Origin of the sequence: Xenorhabdus mauleonii (assembly GCF_900113945.1) — a bacterium.
Taxonomy (GTDB): Bacteria; Pseudomonadota; Gammaproteobacteria; order Enterobacterales; family Enterobacteriaceae; genus Xenorhabdus; species Xenorhabdus mauleonii.
This window is the reverse complement of the sequence record NZ_FORG01000020.1, coordinates 53,477-79,615: the sequence shown is the minus strand read 5'-3', so window position 1 is coordinate 79,615 and position 26,139 is coordinate 53,477. Positions and strand designations below refer to the sequence as shown.

The 26,139-nt window shown below is 41.1% G+C and carries 20 protein-coding genes; 10 read left to right on the top strand and 10 right to left on the bottom strand.

Annotated features, from left to right (window positions below; genetic code table 11):
* Nucleotides 1-393 precede the first annotated feature (393 nt).
* The 9 genes from fbpC to BM100_RS16665 form a co-directional block, all read right to left on the bottom strand.
* On the bottom strand, nt 394-1,449 hold the full coding sequence (gene fbpC / locus BM100_RS16705) for a ferric ABC transporter ATP-binding protein (protein WP_092512989.1): 1,056 nt from the start codon (nt 1,447-1,449) through the stop codon (nt 394-396).
* A 15-nt stretch (nt 1,450-1,464) separates the two neighbouring features.
* Nucleotides 1,465-3,543 carry an ABC transporter permease gene (locus BM100_RS16700; protein ID WP_092512987.1) on the bottom strand — a complete coding sequence of 693 codons (2,079 nt, stop codon included), beginning with the start codon at nt 3,541-3,543 and terminating at the stop codon, nt 1,465-1,467.
* A 107-nt stretch (nt 3,544-3,650) separates the two neighbouring features.
* Nucleotides 3,651-4,682, bottom strand: coding sequence for an ABC transporter substrate-binding protein (locus BM100_RS16695; RefSeq protein WP_092512985.1), 1,032 nt, complete (start codon nt 4,680-4,682; stop codon nt 3,651-3,653).
* 815 nt (nt 4,683-5,497) lie between these two features.
* On the bottom strand, nt 5,498-6,784 hold the full coding sequence (uhpC, locus tag BM100_RS16690; protein WP_092512983.1) for an MFS transporter family glucose-6-phosphate receptor UhpC: 1,287 nt from the start codon (nt 6,782-6,784) through the stop codon (nt 5,498-5,500).
* A gap of 44 nt (nt 6,785-6,828) precedes the next feature.
* On the bottom strand, nt 6,829-8,409 hold the full coding sequence (locus tag BM100_RS16685; RefSeq protein WP_092512981.1) for an MASE1 domain-containing sensor histidine kinase: 1,581 nt from the start codon (nt 8,407-8,409) through the stop codon (nt 6,829-6,831).
* A 3-nt stretch (nt 8,410-8,412) separates the two neighbouring features.
* Nucleotides 8,413-9,042, bottom strand: coding sequence for a response regulator transcription factor (locus BM100_RS16680; RefSeq protein ID WP_092512979.1), 630 nt, complete (start codon nt 9,040-9,042; stop codon nt 8,413-8,415).
* 248 nt (nt 9,043-9,290) lie between these two features.
* The gene (speD, locus tag BM100_RS16675) at nt 9,291-10,085 is read right to left on the bottom strand and encodes an adenosylmethionine decarboxylase (RefSeq protein WP_092512977.1); all 795 of its coding nucleotides are present in this window, start codon (nt 10,083-10,085) and stop codon (nt 9,291-9,293) included.
* A 105-nt stretch (nt 10,086-10,190) separates the two neighbouring features.
* Entirely contained in the window at nt 10,191-11,102 is a 912-nt protein-coding gene (speE, locus tag BM100_RS16670; RefSeq protein WP_092512975.1) for a polyamine aminopropyltransferase, read from the bottom strand.
* A gap of 107 nt (nt 11,103-11,209) precedes the next feature.
* Nucleotides 11,210-11,557: a YacC family pilotin-like protein gene (locus tag BM100_RS16665; RefSeq protein ID WP_092512973.1), complete on the bottom strand. Its 348-nt coding sequence runs from the start codon at nt 11,555-11,557 to the stop codon at nt 11,210-11,212.
* 475 nt (nt 11,558-12,032) lie between these two features.
* Between BM100_RS16665 and BM100_RS16660 the strand changes: the two genes are divergently transcribed.
* The 4 genes from BM100_RS16660 (at nt 12,033) to BM100_RS16645 (ending at nt 15,653) form a co-directional block, all read left to right on the top strand.
* Nucleotides 12,033-13,250 (top strand): tyrosine-type recombinase/integrase, encoded by a 1,218-nt coding sequence (locus BM100_RS16660; protein WP_092512971.1) that lies wholly within the window; start codon nt 12,033-12,035, stop codon nt 13,248-13,250.
* Between the two features lie 12 nt (nt 13,251-13,262).
* A complete protein-coding gene (locus BM100_RS16655) occupies nt 13,263-14,246 on the top strand; it encodes a hypothetical protein (RefSeq protein WP_092512969.1) in 984 nt (327 codons plus the stop codon).
* Between the two features lie 145 nt (nt 14,247-14,391).
* Nucleotides 14,392-14,673: a helix-turn-helix transcriptional regulator gene (locus tag BM100_RS16650; protein ID WP_092512967.1), complete on the top strand. Its 282-nt coding sequence runs from the start codon at nt 14,392-14,394 to the stop codon at nt 14,671-14,673.
* A gap of 155 nt (nt 14,674-14,828) precedes the next feature.
* Nucleotides 14,829-15,653 carry an antA/AntB antirepressor family protein gene (locus BM100_RS16645; RefSeq protein WP_092512965.1) on the top strand — a complete coding sequence of 275 codons (825 nt, stop codon included), beginning with the start codon at nt 14,829-14,831 and terminating at the stop codon, nt 15,651-15,653.
* A gap of 132 nt (nt 15,654-15,785) precedes the next feature.
* Here the strand turns inward: BM100_RS16645 and BM100_RS16640 are convergent, their stop codons facing one another.
* A complete protein-coding gene (locus BM100_RS16640; RefSeq protein ID WP_038220725.1) occupies nt 15,786-15,968 on the bottom strand; it encodes a YlcI/YnfO family protein in 183 nt (60 codons plus the stop codon).
* 239 nt (nt 15,969-16,207) lie between these two features.
* Between BM100_RS16640 and BM100_RS16630 the strand changes: the two genes are divergently transcribed.
* The 6 genes from BM100_RS16630 to BM100_RS16600 all read left to right on the top strand — a co-directional run bounded on the left by BM100_RS16630 (nt 16,208) and on the right by BM100_RS16600 (nt 25,772).
* The gene (locus tag BM100_RS16630; protein WP_092512961.1) at nt 16,208-16,396 is read left to right on the top strand and encodes a hypothetical protein; all 189 of its coding nucleotides are present in this window, start codon (nt 16,208-16,210) and stop codon (nt 16,394-16,396) included.
* Between the two features lie 3 nt (nt 16,397-16,399).
* Nucleotides 16,400-18,811 carry a DUF5906 domain-containing protein gene (locus BM100_RS16625; protein ID WP_244590676.1) on the top strand — a complete coding sequence of 804 codons (2,412 nt, stop codon included), beginning with the start codon at nt 16,400-16,402 and terminating at the stop codon, nt 18,809-18,811.
* A gap of 588 nt (nt 18,812-19,399) precedes the next feature.
* Complete coding sequence (locus BM100_RS16620; protein ID WP_092512959.1) at nt 19,400-19,825, top strand: DcrB-related protein; 426 nt, start codon at nt 19,400-19,402, stop codon at nt 19,823-19,825.
* 12 nt (nt 19,826-19,837) lie between these two features.
* On the top strand, nt 19,838-24,085 hold the full coding sequence (locus BM100_RS16615) for an RHS repeat-associated core domain-containing protein (protein ID WP_092512957.1): 4,248 nt from the start codon (nt 19,838-19,840) through the stop codon (nt 24,083-24,085).
* Between the two features lie 11 nt (nt 24,086-24,096).
* Nucleotides 24,097-24,651 (top strand): hypothetical protein, encoded by a 555-nt coding sequence (locus tag BM100_RS16610; RefSeq protein WP_092512955.1) that lies wholly within the window; start codon nt 24,097-24,099, stop codon nt 24,649-24,651.
* A gap of 503 nt (nt 24,652-25,154) precedes the next feature.
* Nucleotides 25,155-25,772, top strand: a complete 618-nt coding sequence (locus BM100_RS16600) for a YwqG family protein (RefSeq protein ID WP_092512953.1) — start codon at nt 25,155-25,157, stop codon at nt 25,770-25,772.
* The last annotated feature ends 367 nt before the right edge of the window (nt 25,773-26,139 follow it).

Sequence of the window (26,139 nt, the reverse complement as noted above, 5' to 3'; positions counted from 1 at the left end):
GCCTATTGTCTGAAACCTAAAAAGCCATCACTGAATATCACCCATGCTGAAAAAACAGGACTTCAGGTGATGGCTTAAACCGATCTCAGGTTAATTAATAACGTCGCCATATGTAGAAAAATATCAATGAAAATTGGCCAGCTTAATGAAAAAAGCGAGCGATCAACAACATCAGACTGATGCATTGGAAAACCTATTTATTTGAAGTGAGATGAATCGTTTTTGTAGTGTGACTCCATAAAGTGTAGGTGATTTTACAAGGTTTAATGGCGTGTTGATAGGCAGTTTAGGTAATTTATCTTGTTGGCCTACGGGGAAGTTTTTTGGTTAAAAAAACGCCTGCGACAATTGCCGCAGGCGTTTAATATTGCGGTATGGCACTTTTTAAAGAACTTAATTTTGCGCACTATTCTCTAAAATAAACATCCCAATTGGATGGATTTCCAGATAATACACTTCATCCAGTTTAGGCTGCACTTGGGTAGCATTGACTTGCAATAATAATGTTTTTCCATACCAGTCAACGGTGACTTCGTATTGTGATCCCATATAGGCAACATGCTTGGTTTTACAGCGCTGACATTCTTTTCCTTGCTGGTTTAACGTAATTGCCTCAGGACGAATACCAACGGTAATGGATGTTTGTGTTGTTGTGAAATTAGCAGGGCGTGGCAGACGATATTGGAAAATCTCCACATAATCCGGACCCTGTGTAGCAGGAAAAATATTGGCATCACCCATAAAATTCGCCATGAATTCCGATGCAGGTTGTCGATAAAGCGATTGTGGTAACCCCATTTGCATGATCTTACCTTTATTCATCACTAAAACGGTGTCAGACACGGCAAATGCTTCAGTTTGGTCATGCGTTACGTAGAGTGAAGTGATATTGAATTTTTGCTGCAATTCACGGATTTTTTCACGCATATTGCGACGAAGATTAGCATCAAGATTACTGAGTGGTTCATCGAATAACAGCACCTTTGGCTTGAGGATTAATGCACGAGCCAAAGCGACACGTTGTTGCTGACCACCAGAGATTTGATCAACATAACGATCTTCAAACCCTCCCAAATCAACTAACTCTAAAGCATCTCTGACACGATCACGAATTTCTGCTTTGGAATATCCCAACATCTTTAATCCATACCCGATGTTTTCTCCCAAAGACATATGAGGAAAAAGGGCATAGGACTGAAATACCATACAAATATCCCGCTGCTGGATAGAACGGCCAGTAACATCTTCTCCATCAATGAAAATATTCCCGGAAGTTGGTTTTTCCAATCCGGCAACCAGCCTTAACACGGTTGTTTTGCCGCATCCCGATGGCCCCAATAAAGTAACCATGTGTCCTTGTGGAATTGACAAATTAAGTGAATCAATCACAGTATTGTCATTGAACCGCTTGGTTACATTTTTTAATTCGACAAAATGTTGCTGTGTCATATCGTCACTCCGTGGTTACTGGCTATTTTTAGCTTTTGAGCGAGAAATACGTGCTTCGCCAACTAAATAATCAAATAGGAAAATTACTGCTAACATGACCACTATTAAAATAGAACCATATGCAATGGCCAGGCCATACTCACCATCTTCAACGCGGTTCAGAATATAGGCGGTTGCTACGCGTGTATCTGGTGTAACCAAAAACACAATGGCGCTGACGGTGGTAATGGCACGAACAAAACTGTAAATCAGGGCGGATAAGAGCGCAGGGCGTAAAAGAGGCAGCAGAATATTCAGGATTGTTTTCATCGAACCCGCTCGCAGGCTGAGAGATGCTTCATCCAATGATTTGTCTATCTGACCAAGTCCAGCAATACCAGCACGAATACCGACAGGCACATTTCGCATTGTCATGGATATGATAATAATGAACGCCGTTCCAGTAAGGTAAAATGGCGCATCATTGAATGCCAAAAGATAAGATATCCCTGCGACTGTCCCGGGGACGGCGAAACAAAGCATTGTCGTGAATTCAATGATTTTCTTGCCGCGGAATTGCTGGCGTACCATGATATAAGCAATTAACAGACCGAAAATTGCGGTAATTGGCGCAGCAATACCTGCGTATAACAACGTATCAATAAGAGAAGGCCATGCGCCATCGTTCATTCCCTGACCGAATAACTTGATGAAGTTATCTAGCGTTAGTGTGTAATCCACTCCCCAGTTAACCGTGAAGCTGCCATAGAAAATACTGCCATAGAGTAAGATATTGAATATCACCCAAATACACAGAAAGCCACAAACAATCCGAACCAGTGACATTGGTAACGGTTGTACATCCCCGCGGCTGGATTTGCCTGAAACGGTGACGTAGGAGCGTTTGCCGATCCAGAGGTATTGAATGCAGAAAATCAAGAGCGAGAAGATGAGTAAAGACGCACCTAGGGTACTGGCGGCTTGATAATCAAGTTGGGAACCCGTGATATAGAAATAAATTTGGGTAGCCAATACATCAAAATTACCACCCAAAACCAGTGGATTACTGAAATCCGCCAGAGATTGAACGATCACAATCAAAAATGCATTAGCAAGGGCGGGTTTCAGTAATGGTAAAAAAACGTAGAAGAAAGTTTGATAGCGATTGGCGCGCAAAGTATAAGAGGCTTCCTCCAAGGAAGGATGGATCGTTTTGATGGCACCATCCAAGATCATGAATGCCATTGGGGTAAAAGCCAACACTTGGGCTATCCAAATTCCCGTAAAACCATATAGCCAATTTGTATTAGTTAACCCAAACCATATGGACAAAAACTCTGTGAAATAACCAGATCGCCCCATCATTAGCGTCACACCCAATCCCACAACAAAAGGCGGCGTGACAATCGGTAAAATAGAAAATACCCGGCCAATAATAGCGGAACGGTTGGCAATTCTGGCGGTGTAAATTGCCAATATTAATCCAAAAAATGTACAGCCAAGGCCAACAGAGGCTGAAAGTAACACTGAATTGGTGATAATTTTCAGAATATGGGATTGTCCGAGTATGGATAAAAACTCGAATGGTGCAAATTGCCCTGATTCATCCGTAAACATCGGAATAAAGATGGCGATGCTGGGAAACAGAATAAATACGCTAATTAACGCAATAATCGATACCAGCGAAGCGATAACAAAACTATCACCTCCCAGCCACTCCAGACGTGCTAAAGCGAGCGTAATAACAGCCCCCAATGCAATGAACAGGGTGATTGTCGAATAGCCAAGTCCGCGCCCGCTCAGGGCAGCAGTGGTAATAATAAACATCACACATAGCAAGGAATATCCGGCATCAAAATAATGACGATGACGGGCATCACGATTGGCGGAGGTGCGCGGGCGAAATAGCAGTACTGACGGGAGCAGGAACCACAATATGCTGATATTGAGACTGTGCCAACCGTAGGCAGCTAGAATTTCTTCTCTTGTTGAGTCAAACAGGCCGTAATCCAGACTCCATGATGGCAGCAAAGCAAATGACATCCATGCCAGCAAAACCCACCAGAAAACAGAATCCCGTCCCTGCTTGTGTTGCAAGGTAAGGGTACAAGACATAACTCCCCCAAATAAAATCTCACAAAGAAAATACATAAATTGCATAGACAGGCAGTGAGTACCTACCTTATTCACTACCTGAATATTTGTTATTGATATTTAGGACGTTATTTCCCCATTTTTACTTCAGTGAGCCATTTATTAATTAATCCCTTACGCATTTCATTGGAGCCATATTTATTCATGTCGTAATCTATGAGTTTCAATTCAGAGGGGTTCAAAGTTATAGGGGAAGAGATTGCCGTGGTATTAGTGAGGATTTGGTAAGAATGACCTTTTTTCCAGCTCAACTCTTGAGCTTCTTTGGATAAGACCCAATCAACAAACAATTTGGCATTATCTACGTTGCGGGCGTTTTTGAGGATGCTGACTCCACCAATTTCATAACCAGTTCCTTCACAAGGAGAAATCAGTTTCATGGGGGCGCCATTCTCAACTTCTAGTGAATAGTCATGCAGAAAACCGATTCCAATGGCGGTTTCACCGCGGGCAGTATTTCGTGCGGGAGCAATACCAGATTTGGTGTATTGGGAAACATTGTTATTTAATTTTTTGAGGTAATCAAAAGCCTCATCCTCTCCCCATAATTGAATAAACGTTGCAAGGGCAGTATAAGACGTACCAGAACTTTGCGGATCAGCAATTTGAATTTCACCTTGATATTCTGGTTTAGTCAGATCTTTCCAGCATGTTGGTATAGGAAGTTTTTTTTCTTTCAGGCGTTCTGTGTTTACACCGAAACCAAGAATTCCCATATAAACCGCAGAAGAGTAATTGCCTTTACGTTTTGCAGGATCTCGGAATTTAGGCATGATTTGGGACAAATTTAAAGATTGATAGGGTTGCAGGAGTCCCATTTCACCCGCTTGAGAATGGGGATCGAGTGTACCGCCATACCACACATCCGCCTGTGGGTTACGCTTTTCGGCTTCAATTTTAGCTAATGTGCTGCCAGTGCCATTGCGAATAAATGTGGTTTTAACATCATATTTTTCGCTGAAAGCCCGAGTTTCTGTTTCACACAGTGCATTAGTACCACTGCAATAAACAATTAAGCGGCCAGCTGCTTGGGCAGCATTAGTCATAGTAAAGGCTGTTAGTCCTACTGCTATTAATGTTGAGAGGTAATTGAATTTCATGAACGATGTCCTGTGTTCAGTATTTTTAGCTAGGGTAAATGAATATGAATGTTAATAAATGAAGCTCGTATTGTTAGTTTTTAAAAATAGAGTTCATATAATTTATTCGCAGAACATCATGATGAGGTTAACAAGCTTATGCAAATGAATAGATTAAATTTGCAAACTAGATAACAATTTTAATAATTTCATAGAATGGTTTTTTATCTGTCACTATATTTAATAATGTTAAATAATGGCTGATTTTTACTAATTTTATTTGTTTATCTAATTGTGAATAATTAATGTATTATTTTGATTTTTTTATTGTTGTTAGATTATTGTTGTGGGGATTTGTATTTTTTCGGTCTTTAAAACCATATTGATAGTTATTGTTTTAAAGATAATTATGTTCTTAGTTTTATAAATTTATAAAATAATATAATTATTTTTGTGAGGGAATGTTTCTATCCTGAGCTACTGCAAGAAAAGTTGAAGTTTGATTCACTCATAAGAGTTTGTATTCAATGTAGATGTCAGTTATTTCTTGTTTGTAACATGACGTTTTTTAGGTGAAAAAGGTGATGTAATCAATTTCTAAATGTTGTTATTCCATTACTTTATCTAATGAATAATTATAATTGCGTACATTTTAACTCTTTTGGTGATGTATCTATCTAGTATGTTGGTATGCTGTTATAGAAGAACCTTATTTCATGAGGTTTTTAAAATTCTTCAATCATATTATCGGGAAGTATCATTATTTTTTTAGCTTTTTATTGATTTCATAAAACATGAGGAATATCCCTTAACGTAGGATATTCAATCTGCTATTTTTATTGTGATTTATTCATATTAGCCATTAGCAATGGCATCAGTAATAATCCCATTAATGCAGCAGCTACAGTAAGCAAAGCAAACATCCCAGACCAATCATAATATCTAATTATCTGGCTTAGTGGCCAACCTGCAATGGCCGCACTCAGGTAGGCATATAAACCTAAATATCCAGTAACAGTGCCAGCTGCTTTTTTGTGGCAGTGCTCTGTTGCCGCTAATCCAATTAGCATTTGTGGACCAAAAACAAAAAAACCAATGCTGAAAATACAAATGGACAATAAAATATCGTTTTGTATGGGAACTAACCAAAGTGCGGTTACGGAAAAAAATAACCCAATAGAAAACAGAAAAATCATCGGGATTCTCTGGCTACGAAAGAATAGATCTGACCCCCACCCTGAACAAAGCGCACCGAGTAAGCCTCCTAGCTCAAATAGTGAAAGAGTAACGCTCGTACTGAATAGATTAGCCCCCTGTTTTTCTGATAACCATAGATTTCCCCAATCATGTATCGCTATTCTAATGAAATAAACAAGAATATAGGAGCAGCCAAGAAGCCAAATGGTACGGTTAAACAGAATAGTTTCTTTGAGAATTTTCATCATTGGCATAGGCTGAGATGATTGTTCTTGCTTCAGTTCCATTTCATCTTGCCGCCAGTTTCCAACACTGGGTAAACCATGTTCTTGTGGTATGCCTGGTAATTTTTTGCATAACCAAATTCCCACTATAATGCTGATAGTTCCAGTGAGTAATAAAGCCGCTCGCCAGCTATAGAGTGTCGTAAGAAATGCTGACAGAAGCGTTAGAAGTATTCCGCTTATATTTATAGAAATGTTCCAGCATCCCCACCAAAATCCACGTTCATTACGGGAATACCAATGAGATAATAAACGTGCGCATGGAGGCCATCCCCATCCTTGAAAAAGACCATTTAATGTCCAAACAATCAATACTGCTGTCAGTGATGAGCAAAACGTAAAAATAATATTAAGTATTCCGGTTATAAATAACCCAACTCCCATAAACCAACGATAGCCTGTATGATCATGGAAAATTCCTGATACAAATTTTGAACAACCGTAAGCAATATAAAATAGGCTCGCTATCCAACCAATATCATCTTTATCGAGTGTTAATTCCACCTGCATTTCAGGCATAGCAACACTTAGACTGTTACGCGTTAGTTGAAATGCGGTATAACCAATAATCATGGATATCAGCAAATGGTTTCTCCAATAGCGGTAATTTTGTGAAATTTGTTCATTGCTATTGGGTTGCATAATAAATCTCCGTAAAGGTAAATAGACGATATAAATTTTTTAAGTTATGGCTTTAATACATTAGAAATAATTTTTGATGATTTAATGCACTCATCTGAATTTGTGGGTAAATTAACAACAATATGAGTTCCTTGTTGAGTATTTAAATTCCAATTACCGCCAAGTACACGAACGCGCTCTTCTATACCTTTTAGGCCAAAACCTGTATGTTTTTTATCATCTATGATGCCAATGCCATTATCACTGACTTTAAGTTGAATGAAATTTTCTTTCTGATTTAATGAAATTGTAATGAGGTCGGCATTAGCATGTTTACTGATGTTATTCAATAATTCTTGAACCAACCGATAAATAGTTAAAGTTATAGTGCTATTTTTTAATTCTTGTGAAAGTTGGTAATCAAACTGACAAACAATATTTTGTTCCTCGAAAGCAAATTCATTTACTAAATGACGAAGAGCCTGCTCAAATGACATTTCGTCTAAAGCAGGTGGACGTAGTTCACGCAGTAGTTGACGAGTGGCATGATGAATTTGTTGGGATAGATATTTAATTTGCTCCGCTGCCTTGATTACCTGAGGTGAATTTGCAGTGCGTTTTACTAAAGTTGATTGTATTTGAATTGCTGTGATGTTTTGTCCAATTTCATCATGTAACTCTCTGGCAATATCTTTTCGAATTTCTTCTTCAATATGCACTAGATTTTGCATCAAGGTATAGCGTGCGATTAATTCCTTTTCTAAGAGGGCACGATAGTGATTTAGATTACTGGCTAGTTGTTGCTGGCGACTGATAGCTATACCAAGCCCGATACCCAGTAAAGCCTGAGTGGTCAAAAAGATTTCTAGCTCTTGAAGTTCACTGAATGAACCGCTGGATTGACGAGCAAAAGCGACTATCAAACTGCCTAATAAGGCAGAGAAAACGCCTCCCTGCCAACCATACCGATAAGCCATAAAGACATTCGGAATAAAAACTAAAATTGATAAAAGCCCTTCAATTTTAGGTGATAAGAAGAAAGGCCCGCTGACGCCTAATAAGCTGAATAAAAAACACCACATCAAAAAAGATGAACGCAATTGTGGATAGAGCGAATCATCTATAATGTGATCGTTTTTTAAACTCTGTTCATATAGATAAATATAAATAAGATAAACAAAAGGAGATAAGAGCACTCCTCCGGTGATTGAGGCAAGGAAAAAGAGATTTACTTTAGATAAAAATGCAAAACTCAAAAAAACAGTTTGTAGCAGACTATTGGCAATGACACCAATTAACAGGATAGAAAGTTGTTGCCAATAAAGAGAATAGTGTTTCCATATTCGTTGAATTATTAATACAGGAATTAAACTAATAACAGGAGAAAATAGTATAGCTGGGGTTGTAATTAATTGCTCGTGAATTAACCATGCCAATATACTGGTTTCACTGATAATAAGGATTGGTAAGTGCCTTTTCCATAATAGAATCATGAGCACCAACCGTAATCCTTGGGGCAATAAAAGAACAGCTTGTTGCCCATCTTCATGTAAGTAAAAACTAATGATCCAAAGTGATATCCAACTAATTGAGTAAAAAATGAGTATAAATAAAGACTCTAAACTAAAGCGGACGGTCCAATTCATTTACTAACCTGTAATGATTTGATGTTGTAATGCATAATGAACAAGCTCAATAGTGGATTCACAGTGTAATTTACTTAGAATATTTGCACGATGAACATGAACAGTTTTAGGACTTAATTTAAGTTGATCGGCAATATTTTTTACGCTAACTCCATTAACTAACAGATTAAATATTTCTTTTTCTCGTGATGTGAGTATTTGCAATGCATTAGTTTCTTGCGGCTTTTGGCGTAAAGCTTTTAGTGCATCGGCACAAAGATAAATCTCACCTTTATGAACAGTGTGCACGGCCTGAATCAATTCTTCTGGTCCACAACATTTCGTTAAATAACCTCGAGCACCTGCGTCAAGAGCACTCTGTACTAGAGAAGCAGTATCATAAATACTGAGCATGATAGTACGAAAATCAGGATATTTGGGACGTAACCGGGTCAGAAGTTGCAATCCACTTTCATGGGGCATAGAAATATCCATGATGACAACATCAATGTTTTTTTTCAGCAGATCTTCCCATGCTTCATTGGCGCTACTGTACTGACCGACGACGATAATATCCTCTTCGAGCGTCAATAATTGAGCAAAACCTGAGCGGACAACAACATGGTCATCAATGAGGGCAATTTTTATCTTCATTTTATTGTAGGGGATTTATTATAAATTCAATTTTATATAATAGTGTTCATAAAAGAAAAATCATGCAAATAAATGAATTAAATTTGTTATCTAACTAACAAATTTAATTCATTTATTTTAAAAGAAGGATAGTCGTACTTAAATGAATAATTCATTGAGTATATTAAATACGGTAGGTGATTAACTTGAGGAATCAATGACTGGCAAGTGAAAATTGCCAGTCACATAAGTTAATATAATGTGAATTTTTATAGATCAGGAATGTTTCTACCGTAATAGATTTCTTGTATCTCTTTCTTAAGTAGACGAGTAATCTCTTCCTTTTCCATGTCATTCAATTCTTCTGCTGTGGTATTAAATAAATACTCATTAAGATCAAATGTTTTTAACATCATTTTGGTATGAAAGAGGTTTTCCTGAAAAATATTGACATCAAGCATATGGTACTGAGATTGAATTTCCTCAGTGACATAGTTTTGTATGGAATTAATTTCATGGTCGATATAGTGTTTTACACCAGCAATATCACGGGTAAAACCTCGGACACGATAATCCATCGTTACAATGTCAGATTCCAATTCGTGGATAAGGTAGTTCAGGGCTTTTAAGGGAGAGATAACGCCACAGGTTGAGACTTCGATATCTGCTCTGAAGGTACATATGCCGCCATCAGGATGGCTTTCTGGATAAGTATGTACGCAAATATGGCTCTTATCTAAATGAGCAACAACAGAATCAGGAAGTGGGCCCGGGTTCTCTGTATTATCCACTAGCGCAGGATCAATAGGTTCTTCACTAATCAGAATAGTGACACTCGCCCCTTGGGGGTCGTAGTCTTGTCGGGCAATGTTAAGAATATTTGCACCAATGATTGAACAGGTTTCACTGAGAATTTCAGTGAGTCGGGTAGCATTGTACTGTTCATCAATGTACGCGATATAACTGTCGCGATCGGCTTTCGTCTTTGCATAACAGATATCATAAATACAAAAACTTAAGCTTTTTGTTAGATTGTTAAAGCCGTGCAATTTCAGTTTGCGCAATTTAATTCACCTCCCGGCTGATGGGTGATTATTGGTTTCCAGATATATCCGTTGTCTTTCAAGTTGCATCTTTGTTGGCTGCACTCGTTTACTCCGGTCACATAGCTACTTATGCTCCCGCGGGCTGATGCTCTGGCCGCCTTGATGTCGCTTGAAATCCATAGGGTATAGTGCGTTTAGCAAGTACTGTGGTAAGGCAAAACTTCCTGAATGTATGGCTGGCGTGTAATAACGACAATCAATGGCTGAATCGTTGAAACGCTGTTGCAGGGCTTCCAGAGATGTCTGACGCAAAGCAGGGTTTTGGGTTGCCCACGCAAAGGTCATGATTCCACCATAATAGGTTGGCACAGCGGCCTGGTAAAAACTGCTGTCGGCGAAATAGTGACTCAGTTTTTTATGGCTATCGACGGCTTCATCTTGTTGCAGGAAACAGACGCCATTTTGGGCTACAAAAATACCGTCTTCATTCAGGCAACGGGCGCAACCCTCATAGAATTCTGAGGTAAATAAACTTTCCCCAGGGCCAACTGGATCTGTGCAATCAGAAATGATGATATCGAACTTATCAGTGGTGTTTTTTACAAAATGAGTACCGTCATCAATCACCAAGCTGAAACGTGGATCATCATAAGCACCAGCATTATGATTGGGTAAATATTGACGACAAAACTCAACAACGCTAGCGTCAATTTCAACCATAGTGATATTTTCGAGGTAATGATGGCGACAAACTTCGCGCAGCATTCCACCATCACCGCCACCGATGATCAAGACACGTTTGGCTTGACCGTGGGCAAATAATGGAACATGAGCCATCATTTCATGATAGATAAACTCATCTCGTTCGGTGGTTTGTACAACACCATCAAGCGCCATGATGCGACCTAACTCTGAATTTTCAAAAATGATCAGGTCTTGATGCTCGGTTTTGTTGTGGTAAAGCACATTTTCAACTGCGAAATACTGCCCGAAATTGGAATGTAATGTTTCATACCAAATTTCTTTTTTTGACATGTCCCGGTATTCCTCCATTGCTGTGTTAACAGGGGATAGGCGCACATCATAACGAACTATTAACTTAGTTGCATCGCGAAATTTACCTTTGGCGGTATTAAGCGAAATTATTTTACATATGCGAGCAGGCTTAAAGACCGTTGTGCAAGAGAGAGGCATTTCACCTCATGGGGCAGGTCGATTCCCTTCAAGTCGTTATAACCTAATTGATTCAGCTCCTCCATTAACTGACCGTCATAATTACTGAGATCCCATTTATTGCGTTGGGCAAAATAGATAATTGTGCGTCTGATTTCACGGTTTGATATCTGATTATAGCCACAGTCATATTTCAGATAGATGTAGACGGCCGTCAAATCCGCAAGATCTTCAGATTCGCTCTCGGACAGGGCTTTTGCGGGTTGAGTAAAACCAAACAAAACCAGAATATATGTGAGTAAGGCAATTTTTTGCATAATTTCTATTATACTGATTTTCTACCATTTTGCTTAAATTAACATAATCATATCTTCGTTAGCTAAACTTTATTTCCTTAATTTTATGGAAATTACCGTTTTTTATACCTGTAAGAAAATTAACGGTGTATTAACGAATAGGGTTTGTTCTGATCGCAGAGAGTGTTATTTTATGCGCTCGGTGAGCTTATGGTATTGAGCGATGTGTAAATAGTCACACCCATTTTGGATTGGGTTTGTGATTATTTAAAACAAAATCAACTGGTTATATTGATGAAGAAACATATTGTAGAAGCATAAAACTTTGTGTTTTTCTGCTATCAGACGCTTTCAATTTTCTCCTTTTTTATCCTTACATATCAGAATAATAGACTCATTTTGTGTTTTAGTGTTAATGTCTGTTTTTTGATTGTTACAGTGAACGGTGTATCACTCGGTGTATCACTCAGACAGAGACACTATGGTGAGGTAACGAATGGCAGGGACCAACAAACTCAGTGACAAAAAACTAAAAGCATTGCTGGGCGTTAAAAGGGATTCTCCGGCTATGATTGCTGATGGTGAAGGATTGAGCATTAAGGCTTTCAAAAGTGGACAGTTAAGTTGGGTGTTTGTGTATCGTCTAGGTGGGCGTGGTAGTCGCTTGGAGCGCCTTACTTTAGGCCGTTACCCTGATATGTCACTCAAAGTGGCAAGAGAAAAACGTGAACAGTGCAGAAGATGGCTGGCTGAAGGTTTTGATCCCAGGATGGAGTTGGAACTGAGCACAGAAGAAACTTTAAAACCTGTGACTGTCAAAGATGCTCTGGAATATTGGTTAGTACACTATGCGCGTACAAAAAGAACAGATGAAGAACTCGCAAGAGCGCAGCTAAGAAAACATATTTATCCTCGATTGGGCCATTATCCTCTCGCACGATGTGAAACCCGCCACTGGGTAACCTGTTTTGACGAAATAAATAAAACGCAACCTATGACAGCCGGACGGATGTTTCAGATTTCAAAGCAAGCTCTCAGGTTTTGTAAGGTACGTCGTTATGCCACCAGTGATGCTTTAGCTATTCTTACTATTCAGGATGTAGGGCAGCCAGCAGGACAACGCGACCGCGTTCTGTCTGATTCTGAATTAGCGGATGTTTGGCGCTGTACTTACAGCAATGACCAGCAGCCTTATTATTCAAGGCTATTAAAAATATTGGTTTTGTTTGGTGCCCGTACGATTGAAGCGCGGCTTTCTCACTGGTCTGAATGGGATTTTGAGTCATGGATATGGACAGTGCCTAAAGAACACAGCAAAACCCGTGAAAAAATAGTGCGCTCAATTCCTGAGGGAATTCGCTCTTGGTTGACCGAGTTAAAAAAAGAAACGGGTAAATCAGGATTACTGTTAGGCGAAGATCGTACCCGCGCGTCAGTATCATTAAAAGGGCGCAGGCTGTACAAAGATTTTAATCACGCAAAACCTTGGACATTGCACGATTTGCGCCGCACATTCTCAACAGGATTAAATGATATTGGTATTGCGCCTCATATTGTTGAGTTACTATTGGGACACGCCTTGCCGGGAGTAATGGCTATCTACAATAAAAGCCAATACCTACCAGAGAAGTTAGACGCTTTGAATAAGTGGTACGATCGATTGGGTGTATTGGTGGGTAATTATGAAAATGTGGTTATATTAAGAGCAAAATAATAAAGGCATCTTATGGCTGAGATAAAAATACCATTTAAATATTGTAGGATTGAACGGGCGGCTAACTTCCTGAACTGTGAAGTATCAGATCTGATTAACGCTGGTGTGAATGGGAAGTTATCATTATGTCTAAAATTGAATAACGTGCAAGGGATGTTATTGGCATCATCTCCATATGAAAAAATGAATAAGTGGGTTGATTTGTTATCTTTTGGAGGGACAATTGCCAATAATCTTGTAAAAAACTTAACACCTTACTCTTTTTATAAAATCGATAATTTTCGCATTAAAGATAATGGTGAAATTGTCGTTTATAACTACTTTAGTGAAGCTGATAGTAATAGTGATGTAATAAACACACATTCATATGCAATCGGAAGAGCTTATGGTTTATGGAGAATAAACAGATCGTTAGAAGATATTGAGAATAATGGCATTGCTTATATTGATGGAACAGAGTTTACACCTTGTTCACCGACAAAAGATATGCCAAATATGCAATTTGTCATGGATGAAAATCTCTCTACTAAGGTTTACGCATTAGAGGATAATGATGATTTTGATGGGATCATAGATCGTGATAATTTTGAAAAAATTGCAATTACTCATGAAGATTTATGGATCACAGATATTGATATAAAGCGAATTCTTGAAAAAGAATATGATTTTAATTCCCTCGATATCGTACAACATTATGACGTTCTTATTGATAAAAAAGACAAAGATAAAATTAAAGAACCACATCATACAGCAGAAAGGCACGCTAAGAATAGAGAACAAGTATTAATGGCTGCAATGCGGTTTCGAGAAGAATTTCCAACTGTATTTGATGAAGAATGCCGAAAAGTGGATCGTTCAATAAATTTTGCTGCGTGGGCGAGAGAAATTATCAGCAGACCATTTTTATTTCCCAATCACGAATTGACAATCAAGACCGAAGATAAAATTGCGGAAATCCTGAGTAACGCACATAAAGCTCCCAATGACAGGAAGTGACCTGTTGTAACCCATACAAAGGGTTGTGTAACCATACAGCCCCCTTTCTATATTAACTCATCCCGCTATAAGTCTTACAACGGGATGAATGTCTCTGATTGAAACTCTAGAATACTTCTGACAACACAAGTAAAGGAGGGTCTGGATGTCAAATCAATATCACACACCTACACCAGAAGAACGCCGTACTATCTTGATGGAATATGGGGAACAATACGATCGCTTGGTTCGGGAAAAAGAACGCCAACATATTACATCTATCTCTCGAACGACTGCATGGTGTTTGGAAAAAGAAGGGCGTTTTCCTGCCCGTAAACCTTTAGGACGTAATTCTTGTGCCTGGCTTCTGAGTGATTTGTTGTATTGGGTTCGTAACCTGCCGACAGTAGATAATGTCAATAATCCATATAGCAGGAAATCGGCTTAGTATGATTAATCTGCAAATGCACGCAAATGATCTCGTTTTATAAGAATATTCTCGGTGAATTCTGTTTTGCGTGTTTTTGCGCAAGATGTTGTGCAGACTAAAAACGTTGTCGCAACGGATTACTATTAAATTTCAATAAACAGGAAAAAATAATAATGAAATCAAACATGGTTAATAACCGTGGCGGGCACTCTTACGCCAAAAATCAGGAAATTAAACAATTCTCAGAAATGCTTCCCGTATCGATTAATAATATTGGTGGCAAGGAAATCCAAGCGATTAGCGCGAAAAAACTCTATGAATATTTGAAAGTCAAGCGAGACTTTACAACGTGGCTCAAAGACAGAATTAAGAAATATGGTTTTGTAGAAGGTACTGATTATATCGTTCTCGACGGTTTGATCACACCAAAACAAGGAAGTGTAAATAATACACAGTTTTCCCCAAAACAGGGGAAAACCTCCAAAGGCGGTCGCCCTAGATCAGATTATATTATTAGCCTGAATATGGCTAAAGAATTGTCGATGGTTGAACGTAATGAACAGGGCAAAGCGGCACGGCTTTATTTTATTGAGTGCGAACAAGCCCTACAGCGTATCGCCCCCAAGGTAACGCAACAACTAAGGAACAAATTGCAAGCACGTATCAAAGCAGCCAATTATCATAAACCAATGTGTGCTGCATTGGAGCTGGCAAGGGCTGAACAAGGAAAGAAAACAGATAACCGACATTACAGCACAGAAAGCAATATGTTGAATCGTATGGTTTTAGGGGGAGTGACTGCTAAACAGTGGGCTAAGGCAAATAATATTGTTGGTCAACCGCGTGACAGTATGAATCAGTTGCAACTTGAACATCTTTCATATCTGGAACAATCAAATATTACGTTGATCGAGTTAGGACTTAGCTACCACGAACGGAAAGCCAAATTAACGGAGTTCTCTCAACGTTGGCTGGCTAAACGTATGGACGCCAAATAACGGTCTGAATAGTGCGAATTGCCGATAAGGGCAATTCGCCTCCTGATATAAAATAGGCAGTGTGAAGAAGACTACCTTCTGTGATGACTCATATCTTATTTACATCATGAATCAAATAATTAATGGAATAATTCAACCTTTTGGCTCAATACCTAACTTACGCAATCTTTCCCGGCAGGCATCTTTAACCCAGGCACTGAAATTACCACTACCTGCAACGGATTCGATTTGTACAAGTAGCTCATCTTCAAAACGAATATTCTTTTTTGTGCTGCCTGATCTCTCGAATGGTTTTTTAGTCTTATTGTCTTGCATTGGTATGTACCAGTGTGTTAGGGTGAATAGTGTCGGTACGTACCAATATAAAGTAATTAAGTACGTATATCTACAAAAAGCAACGCCCCGAAGTGCGGCAAACACTGTCGAGGCGTCTAACCAACAACCGTTAATTCAGGTAACGATGATGGCTGACATACAGCATACCCAAACTCGCCTTAAATTTACATGCCTTGATGTATTTGTTGTCCCCGAAACTCGCTTTCAGGAGGTGCATTATGCGTAAACAGCCTGTTTCATTGGCTCAAGCTATGCACCAATCTGGTCTGGCTACCTCTTTATTTTACGTCATTCTCGAAAAAGCCAAAGATGAGTGTTCAATCGACTTAAATAACCTGATTGCGCTGGCATGTGATATCAATCAGGAAATTTATCATGCGCTTCAGGCGGCGGTTTATAAGGAATGAATCATGAGTTACACATCTTTATATGGATCTAACATCCGTCAAAAACCGCTCGATCTTATCCAGACTGTGAAAAAATCGGCGATGTACCATTGGGAAAGTCTGCTGCCCGCTTGTGGCGTTGACGTTCCGGCAAAGGGTAAACATGGAGCTTGTCCTATCTGTGGAGGTACTGACCGTTTCCACTTTATTGATGATCACCATAACGGCAACTGGTATTGCCGCCAATGTGACGAGCCAAAATATGGCGATGGGCTGGATTTAGTCGCAAGAACCCAAGGGATCTCCATCACTGAGGCGGCAAAAGTTATTGCTGACGTGCTGGCGTTGCCTTTGCCAGAACCCAAGCCAGCCAAAGAAACCATTTACACAACACAGCCGATTGCTGAAAAAGTGGCCGCATTGATGGCTAAATCTGTCAGAGGACATTCCCAATATCTGACAACAAAGGGGCTGCAATGCCCCAATCAGCGATTGCTTGAAGACGGTTCTTTGCTACTGATTTTGCAAAGTACCGAAGGCGAAGTTACCGGAGCGCAGCTTATCAGGCCGGATGGCGAGAAAAAATTGCTATTCGGCAGCCAAAAGAAGGGGTCGTTTATTCCTCTGTCAGCACTGGAAGAACAACCGGACACGGTGTTGATTACAGAGGGCTACGCCACGGCGCTGACGATCAGTCAGTTATATAACGGTCTGGTTCTGGCCGCACTGGATGAGGGAAATTTATTTCCTGTTGCAAAAGCCGTTCGGGAACGTTGGCCGGACGCAAAAATCATCATTGCAGCAGATAAAGACTGGTACGAACCGGGCGAGCTGGGTAAAGACGGCAAACCCAAAAAGAATGTTGGCAAGATCTCGGCAGAAAGAGCCGCCCTTGCGGTGGATGGTTGGGTCACATTACCACCGGGTAATATCAAAGCTGACTGGGACGATTATCGCCAACAAAACGGAGTAGATATGGCAAAACAGGCGTTTTATCAGGAGCTTTATCAGCCGGAGTCAGTGAAAGAAAAACCAGTAAATAAACCGAAAAATGCGAAATCCGTTAAACCGACATTATGCCAGATGGGAGCCAGTCAGCGCGGGGAAGTCTTACTTGAACGCTATGATGGTGATTTGGCATTGGACGGTACTTCGGAAATGGTTCATCACTATGACGGTATTGTTTGGCGACCGGTCAGTGATCGCGACTTACAGCGGGAAATGGTCGCTGCTTTTATTGAGGCAAAAGCGCCCTATTCTCCCAATGGGATTCGTTCGGCTGTGGATGCCCTGAAATTACAGCTTCCCATGATGCTACCGCCAGAACGTCATTTAATCGGGTTCAGTAATGGTGTGTTTGACTTGAAAACGTGCCAGTTCCGGCCTCATAGCAAAAATGACTGGTTGCTGCTTGCCAGTGATGTGGCGTTCAAAACCTCTGTTTCGGGGGGAAACATGAAAGATCATGCTCCGCATTTTTGGCGTTGGCTCAATCGAGCAGTAGCCAATTGTGAGAACAAGTCAGATCGGGTATTGGCAGCGCTGTTCATGGTTCTGGCGAACCGCTACGACTGGCAGCTTTTTCTGGAAGTGACTGGAGCCGGAGGCAGTGGCAAAAGTATCTTTGCTGAAATCTGTACTATGCTGGCAGGCAAAGGGAATACGGTATCAGCAAACATGTCTGCACTGGAAAACGCACGGGACAGGGCACTGATTGTGGGCTACTCACTCATCATTTTGCCTGATCAAACTCGCTATGTAGGTGATGGTTCAGGCATTAAAGCAATTACGGGTGGGGATGAAGTTTCCATCGACCCGAAGCATAAGCAGCCTTATTCAACTCGTATTCCTGCTGTGGTGCTGGCAGTGAACAATAACGCCATGAGTTTCAGTGATCGCAGTGGTGGAGTATCGCGGCGTCGGGTGATTTTCAAATTTTCCGAAGTGGTGCCGGAACATGAACGCGATCCCTTTCTGCGAGACAAAATAGCGGCGGAATTACCCGTAATTATCCAGCACTTATTTCATCGATTTGCTGACCCGAAAGAAGCAAAGCGTTTACTGGCAGAGCAACAAAAATCCGAAGAAGCGCTAGATATCAAACGTGGCACAGATTCCTTAGTGGATTTTTGCGGTTATCTGATGGCTTCCAGTGAAGCCGACGGCCTGTTAATCGGCAATGCGGAAATTCTGCCGTTCAATCCCCGCAAATACCTCTATCACGCCTACCTTGCTTATATGAAAGGCAACAACCTGAATAAACCTGTTTCCGTGACCCGGTTCGGTATGGATATGCCGGGCGCACTGGCCGAATACAGCCAGCATTACCTACGCAAGAAAAGTAAACAGGGCATTCGCAGCAATCTCAGTTTGAATATCGAAGACGCCAATGAATGGCTGCCGAAATTGACAAGGGAAGGACAGCCAACAGAATAATTTCTTTCATCTTTTGTAAATATTAAAAAAACATAAAAAAGTGTTCACCACTGTTCACTCTGCCATTAAAACCATAAATATCAATCTATTGAAGGTTGAATAGTTATTTTTTAACTATTCATAAGTATTCACACTGTTCACCTTTTTCTTGTTTTTGGTGAAGGATTGGGTGAACAGGGATGATGAGTCTGATTTCAAGTTATCACCCTTTAACCCAATGTATTTAAAAGAGAATATGGCAAGGTGAACAGGGTGAATAGTTTTACCCCTAATTCTGTAATAGGGAGGGGTAAATAAAAAGGGTTTCCCTGGCTGGGTTGGTGTTTTTTTAGGCTCTCCATGTTACCGGGTTAATGTATTAGCCCGGTAACATGGAGAAGACAAGCGCAGCGCGTCAGTGTGTTTTTAATCTGTTGCATTACGTGAAATTAAAATGTGGTAATCATTTGATTTTATTTAGAAGAGAGGTTAATCACAATTTCTGTGAGGATTTCTTATTCACTCTGGCGTTCATAAATACGGCTGTTATATTTTGCCCTTACTCATGTAACTAAAACATAAATTCATCTTTAATGAGGCAAAGGATATATGGAAACACGCCCGCGTTGTCTGTTCACGGAAGGCAGCATCACCCTACCGGAAGGTTATCAGGAACAGACGGTCAATATTATTATCGCCCCCAATGTGCCTGCACTGAATATCAGCCGCGACCAATTGAATGAAGGGGAAGATTTAACCGATTATCTCATCCGCCAGAAAACCTTGTTGAAAAACGGTCTGAAAGACTGGCAATTGCTGGAAGAGAAGGAAGCTGCATTAGGTGACAATCTGCTGCATGGTCACTTACTGCTTTCCCGTTACCGACCCAAAAAAGGACAACAGGTTTACCAGTGTCAGGCAGTATTTCTGCGGGATGAGAAAAAGGTGCTGATTTTTACCCTGTCATCTCAGCAGGCATTGACTGAATCACAGCGGCAGTGGCTGGATGACTGCCTGAAAAGTTTCCGGTTTTAGGGAGAGAAGACTATGCCAGAAGCAGCAAGGCTTGGCGATACGATAGGCCATTCCAGTGCAATGGCCGGATTGATTGGTGGAACAATCATAGGTTCATTGATTTCAGCAGCAGGCGCGGTTGCCGCAGGCTTTCTTTTTGTGGCAGGGGTAGCGGCCTCCTGTATTGGGGTTGGCGTTTTGTTGATTGGTGCTTCCATTGCTGTGGGAATGGCGGCGGGGGCTTTAGGGGACAAGGCACGTGATGCCTGCGTTTCGGCCGGTGCTTCGTCACGAAGTCCCTGCGGAACCATTACCAGTGGTTCCCCCAATGTCTTTATTAATAACAAGGCGGCGGCCATCGCGACACGAAGCCTGGTGGAATGCAGTAAAGAAGATGGCATTCGTCAGATGGCACAAGGCTCTGATTCCGTCTTCATTAATGGATTACCTGCATCACGGGTGGGGGATAAGACGACCTGTGATGCAACAGTTATGACCGGTTCATCGAATGTCATTATCGGTGGGGGTACAGCGACAACGGAAAAGATTACACCGGAAGTTTCCAAATGGGCGTATACCGTTTCTGATTTAACCATGTTTGCTGCGGGGCTGTTCAGCTTTGGTGGTGCGGTATCTAAGGGGCCCGGTGCATTGCAAAAACTGTTCAGCAGGATACCGGGAGCCGGGAAAATCAGCAAAATTGCCTGCCGTCTGGGTTGGCTTGGTGTGGCGCTACCGGTAGCCGGGATTCTGATGAATCCAATCGAAGTGATTGCCGGACAGAAGTTCCTGAACGATGAAGACGAGCTGGATTTCGTTTTTGAGGCGGAATTGCCGCTGTACTGGCAGCGTAGCTACTTGAGCAATTATCAATATGACAGCGTGTTCGGTCAGGGCTGGAATTTATTTTGGGAAAGCCAGCTTATACGTGTTGAAGAAGGTATTCTCTGGCGCAACTTATCCGGTGATATTGTGCCGTTCCCGGATGTGCCGGAAGGCCACCGTTGTTTCTGCCCCGATGCTCAAAGCTGGCTGATACACACGGAAGACGGCGAATGGGAAATCCGTGATGCGGGCGAACTGGTGTATCACTATGCCATCTTTGATAATGAGGGTATCAGCCGCTTAAGCCATATTCGCGATAATGTCGGCAACGAACAGCGTTTCCATTACAACGATCAGCAGCAGATGGTGAATATCACAGGCAACGGCGGATTAAACCTGTATTGTGATTATGAAGTCATGGAAATCAATGGCAAAGCCGTTTCCCGGCTCACCACCGTCTGGCGGGAATTGTATAACGGTCAGCGTGTGCGCCTTTGTCACTATCACTACAATGAGAACGCCCAACTGATTGGCATCAATCATCGCAATGATCACCTCCAGCGCCAATTCGGCTGGACAGTGCACGGCATGATGGCCTGGCATCAGGACACGCGAGGACTGCGTTGTAATTATGAATGGGAACAAACGGAAGACGGATTGTGGCGGGTTATCAGCCAAAAAACCAGCGAAGGCGCGGGCTATCGGTTGGATTATGATGATAAAAACCAGACCCGCACTGCGCATTGGTACGATGGTTCCCATACCATCTGGACACTGAATGAAGAACACCAGATTATTCACTGTACTGACCGTAACGGTACTGAGCATCATATTTTATGGGATGAATTCGGCCTGCCGAACGGGTATAAAGATGCCGAAGGCCATACCAGACAGGGAGAATGGGATAAACTCGGCCGCCTTTTAAGCATGACCGATGGCAACGGCAATCAGACCCAGTGGCAATATCAGAATGATACTGACAGACTGACTTTTATTTTCTGGCCGGATGGCACAGAAACCGCACTGTATTATGATGAATTTGGGCGTCTGGTCAGTGAAACCTCACCACTCAAACAAACTACCCGCTATCACTATAGTTTAAATACGTTGCGGCCTTATCAGCGCATTGATGCCAAAGGCGGAGAAAGCCGTTTTATGTGGAACGGTCAGGGACAGCTGATCCGGCATACCGATTGTTCCGGCCAGAGCAGTGAATGGCGCTATGATGATGAAAATCGGCTGAGCCGCTTTACCAATGCCCTAATAGAAACGGTGAGTTATCGCTATGATGATAACGGCCAGCTAGTGCTCGTTACCTATCCTGATGGTTCGACAGAGCAAATGGCGTGGGACAATGCTGGTCAGCTTACCCATCACCAGCGTAATGAAAATACCTCCCGTTACTGGGAATATAATGCACTGGGACAGGTGGTTTGTGCCACCGACCGCCTGCAACGTCAAATCAGCTATCACTACAGTCCCGAAGGGCATCTGATACAGATTGATAATGCCAATGGTGGCCGTTATTTGCTCAATCGTGATGCGGAAGGACGTTTGATTGAAGAAATCCGCCCTGACGACACCCTGATCCACTATGAATACAATGCCGCCGGTTTGTTGAGTGCGGAAAAACGCATGGGCGATCGCGTCTTCCGGCAACCTGTGCGTCCGGTCTACCTGCATTACGATGCGGCGGATAATCTTATCAAGCGGGAAACCGACACCGACAGTTACCAGTACCAGTGGGATAAAATGGGGCGGTTACTGGAAGCAGCCCGCGTACCCAATACGGTAGGGAAACAACTGGGGTTGCTGCCGAATACGATCAACTTTGAATATGATGCGTTGGGGCGGGTGATTCGGGAACAGAACGGTGAGGATATTCTTCAATTCAGTCACGATGAAATGGATAACCTCACTGAACTGACCCTGCCACGAGGCGATACCCTGTGCTGGCTTTACTATGGTTCCGGTCATCTCAGTGCCATTCGCCACAATCAGCAGATGATTATAGAGTTTGAACGTGACAACCTGCACCGTGAAACCAGCCGGACACAAGGTAACTTATTCCAATTCCGTGAATATGACCCATTGGGACGCCGCATCAGCCAATACAGTGCCAGGGATAAATCTGCCGCTATCGGACAAGGTAAACCCTGGCGAGCATGGCATTACGACCAACAGGATGATCTGTCCCTGATGGAAGACCATTATCGTGGTTGGGTGGAATATCTGTATGACTCGGAAAGCCGGCTGAAAAAAGTCACCAGCGTGGACAGCTTTGAAGAAATGTTGTGGTACGACCGCGCCGATAACCTGCTGGAGCGTCCTCAATCCATGATGGAAAAAGAGGCTGAGCAGAAAAAATACCTGACCCCACAAGGTGACAGGCTGGTGCAGTGGAACCAGTGGCATTATGAACATGATGCACATGGCAATGTTATCAGCCGTGGCACCAGTGCCAGCAATCGGCAGACCTACCGCTACGATGGTGATAACCGCCTGACGCTCGCCGAAGGCAACGGCATGAAGGCCATCTATCATTATGATGCGCTTGGCCGACGTATCCGCAAGGTGGTGACAACATGGCCGACGGGCACACTACAGCAGGAACAGACGGATTTTGTCTGGCACGGACTGAAATTATTGCAGGAGCGTAATGCAAATACGGGAAAAATCCAGACCTATTGTTACGAGTCCCATGATAGCTATACGCCGTTGGCTTGTATCGTTGCTAAGGGGGAAATACGTGATTATTTCTGGTATCACACCGATATTAATGGTGCCCCGTTGGAGGTCACGGATGAAGACGGGAAAATTGCGTGGTCAGGGAAATATGACGCCTTTGGTGCCGTTAACAGTACCACGATAGCCTATTTTACCGACACAGAACGTTCATCCCGGAACTTTGACCAGAATCTGCGCTATGCAGGGCAATATTTTGACAAAGAGACGGGGCTGCACTTTAATACTTACAGATTTTATGCCCCTGAGATTGGCAGGTTTATTTCGCCAGATCCCATTGGGTTGAACGGGGGCATCAATTTATATGCGTATGCCCCTAACCCTTTATCTTGGATCGACCCACTGGGATTAGATCGTTTTCCTACGTGGATGGATACTAAACGAGGCTATCAGAGACAACACATTGTTCCTTATTCTCTTCGTAATCACCCATTATTTGTGAATTCCAGAATGAGCATTAATGGCGCATCAAATATGATGTATTTACCTGTGGCTAAAGGAATTGATCCAAACCCAAATCTTGGCTTACATAGAGGATGGACAGTAGAGCATGTTGCATATAATAAAGCTATGACAGCCGAGTTTGATGCTTTATACGAAATAGCTAAAGAAGAAAAGTGGGACTATAGACGTATACAACGAGAAATATTAAATCTGCAACAAGAACGAAGGTCTGGATTCCAAACTGGAAAATATACTTGTGCATCATAGAGGGGACGATAATGATACTATATGAATTAGACAGTACTTTAAAATCAAATGGAGATGTCATTGATATCAATGACTCTAAAGGACGGTTATCATCTTACTTTATTTGGAATAAAGAAGATGGTAATTTTCTTAATTTTATGAAACCTCGCTGCCAGTCTCAAAAAAATATAAAATTAGATAATCTATTGTCTTCTGATTATCTTCCTGCCAATATTGGAATACCTGTTTTTTCAAAAAAGGCAATGAAAGCATTTGAAAGTACATTCATCGATGACATTAAAGGATTTGAGTGTATTGTAAATTGTGAAGAAGGTGAGTATGTTTACTATATGTGTTTTATTAATGTCTTTTTGAATTTAGTTGACACTGAAAATTCAGAATTTAGGTCGTTGAGTAATGGAAGGAAAATTTTAACAAAGGCAATATATAAAAATTGTGATGAATTGGATTTTTATATCGCAAGGGATACAAATTTTAAAGAAAGATTGATTGTGTCTCAGAAGTTTGTCGATTTTTGTCATTCAAATGAACTTAACATTAACTTCCTCAAAGTAATGCAGGTTTAATTACTGTGATATCTTTAAATTATAAAATTCTAGGGGGATGTAATCCCCCAAAGAGTCGGTTATGTATCCAATATATTGAAATTCAGTAATTAGAAATTTTTATTTGTAGATAATTTTACCGATATTATTCGCCTAAGATTGGGATGATTTATTACGCCGAACCCGGTAGGATTAAATGGTGGTATCAATCTGTATCAATATGCGCCGAATCCATTATTATGGGTTGTTCCGCTTGGGTTTGCTAAGTTATTCGAGTTGGGTACATATGGTGAATTAAATGGGACAACTCATGTTGGCGATAAATTTCAAGCGCATGAGCTGTTGAGGCACGAATATTTGCGTCAACGTTGAAAAGAGAACTTGATATCACTTCTGGTGGTTTAAGAAAATCTGGTGTTCCTGCTAGTAGAGTGAAAAGAATGAAAAAACAGGCCAAGAAATTCTACAGAGAATTATCAAATAAGGTTAAAAATGCTGGCACTTGTAAATAGGAGAAATGTTACATGTATAGTCTTACACGAATTGTTGTAGAAGAAACCTTTAATAATAACTCTGGTTTTATTCTAGGGGGAAAAAAAGGATATGTATCACAGTGGCCTGTAAATCCAAATGGCGAAAAATTACTTCATCTGTTTTCTATCGATTGCGAAAAATTGTCTTCTCGGATACCTCAAGGAGTATTGCCAACATCGGGGTATTTGTCTGTGTTTTCAACTTATTCCAGTGATGATTACTTCCTTGATAACATTACTTATTTTGGTGATGATCAAGAGCTTGATCTCATTAAGTCAGGTTTTACGTTTGTTTCATATTCTTTGACTAATGATACCTTGGAAGATAATGATAAATTCATACCAGAAAGAAGTGTTAGTTTTTTAGATATGGAAATGGATGATAATGATTACCCAATGATTTCACTTTTTTCAGAAAAAACACCTAATGGATTAGATGATATTGGTGATATTGAAAATGATTATCACTTTGTATGCCAGGTTTATTCGGCCGATTTTCCTGCTCCGTTTCAAGATGCATTAGGTTTATCTGATGCCATTGGCTACTTGTTTATTCGAAATAAAGAAGAAAATGAAATTGATGGTTTATTTTTTGTACAAACGGCATAGTGTTATTTGAAATAATAGTTTTAAAAAATGAGCGAGAGTACCTCATTCAGTGCCTATAAAAAGAAAGTCGGAAGATTAAACAGATCTTCCGACCATATTTAAGAGCTATTTTGTTTCGTAATCACCAATGGATTTGTGCACTCTGATAGTCAGGATTCAACCTATTCCGACAGACTGCTATGAGCAAAGCGGATATTAATAGCTAACTAATATTTGGACAAAAGTGAATTAGATCAATTTACCTATCGTTAGACAGAGGGATTAGTTGAAATATGGCAAAGTTTTATTAAAGGTAAAGCCTGCCCATCTTGTTCATGCTAATCGTTATCGTAAGTAAAATAATGAGTTAGAGCTTATGGGCTGAAAA

Coding starts and splice junctions, on each gene's coding strand:
- fbpC (WP_092512989.1), bottom strand. CDS start 1,449: ATGACACAGCAACATTTTGTCGAATTAAAAAATGTAACCAAGCGGTTC.
- BM100_RS16700 (WP_092512987.1), bottom strand. CDS start 3,543: ATGTCTTGTACCCTTACCTTGCAACACAAGCAGGGACGGGATTCTGTT.
- BM100_RS16695 (WP_092512985.1), bottom strand. CDS start 4,682: ATGAAATTCAATTACCTCTCAACATTAATAGCAGTAGGACTAACAGCC.
- uhpC (WP_092512983.1), bottom strand. CDS start 6,784: ATGCAACCCAATAGCAATGAACAAATTTCACAAAATTACCGCTATTGG.
- BM100_RS16685 (WP_092512981.1), bottom strand. CDS start 8,409: ATGAATTGGACCGTCCGCTTTAGTTTAGAGTCTTTATTTATACTCATT.
- BM100_RS16680 (WP_092512979.1), bottom strand. CDS start 9,042: ATGAAGATAAAAATTGCCCTCATTGATGACCATGTTGTTGTCCGCTCA.
- speE (WP_092512975.1), bottom strand. CDS start 11,102: ATGTCAAAAAAAGAAATTTGGTATGAAACATTACATTCCAATTTCGGG.
- BM100_RS16665 (WP_092512973.1), bottom strand. CDS start 11,557: ATGCAAAAAATTGCCTTACTCACATATATTCTGGTTTTGTTTGGTTTT.
- BM100_RS16660 (WP_092512971.1), top strand. CDS start 12,033: ATGGCAGGGACCAACAAACTCAGTGACAAAAAACTAAAAGCATTGCTG.
- BM100_RS16655 (WP_092512969.1), top strand. CDS start 13,263: ATGGCTGAGATAAAAATACCATTTAAATATTGTAGGATTGAACGGGCG.
- BM100_RS16650 (WP_092512967.1), top strand. CDS start 14,392: ATGTCAAATCAATATCACACACCTACACCAGAAGAACGCCGTACTATC.
- BM100_RS16645 (WP_092512965.1), top strand. CDS start 14,829: ATGAAATCAAACATGGTTAATAACCGTGGCGGGCACTCTTACGCCAAA.
- BM100_RS16640 (WP_038220725.1), bottom strand. CDS start 15,968: ATGCAAGACAATAAGACTAAAAAACCATTCGAGAGATCAGGCAGCACA.
- BM100_RS16630 (WP_092512961.1), top strand. CDS start 16,208: ATGCGTAAACAGCCTGTTTCATTGGCTCAAGCTATGCACCAATCTGGT.
- BM100_RS16625 (WP_244590676.1), top strand. CDS start 16,400: ATGAGTTACACATCTTTATATGGATCTAACATCCGTCAAAAACCGCTC.
- BM100_RS16620 (WP_092512959.1), top strand. CDS start 19,400: ATGGAAACACGCCCGCGTTGTCTGTTCACGGAAGGCAGCATCACCCTA.
- BM100_RS16615 (WP_092512957.1), top strand. CDS start 19,838: ATGCCAGAAGCAGCAAGGCTTGGCGATACGATAGGCCATTCCAGTGCA.
- BM100_RS16610 (WP_092512955.1), top strand. CDS start 24,097: ATGATACTATATGAATTAGACAGTACTTTAAAATCAAATGGAGATGTC.
- BM100_RS16600 (WP_092512953.1), top strand. CDS start 25,155: ATGTATAGTCTTACACGAATTGTTGTAGAAGAAACCTTTAATAATAAC.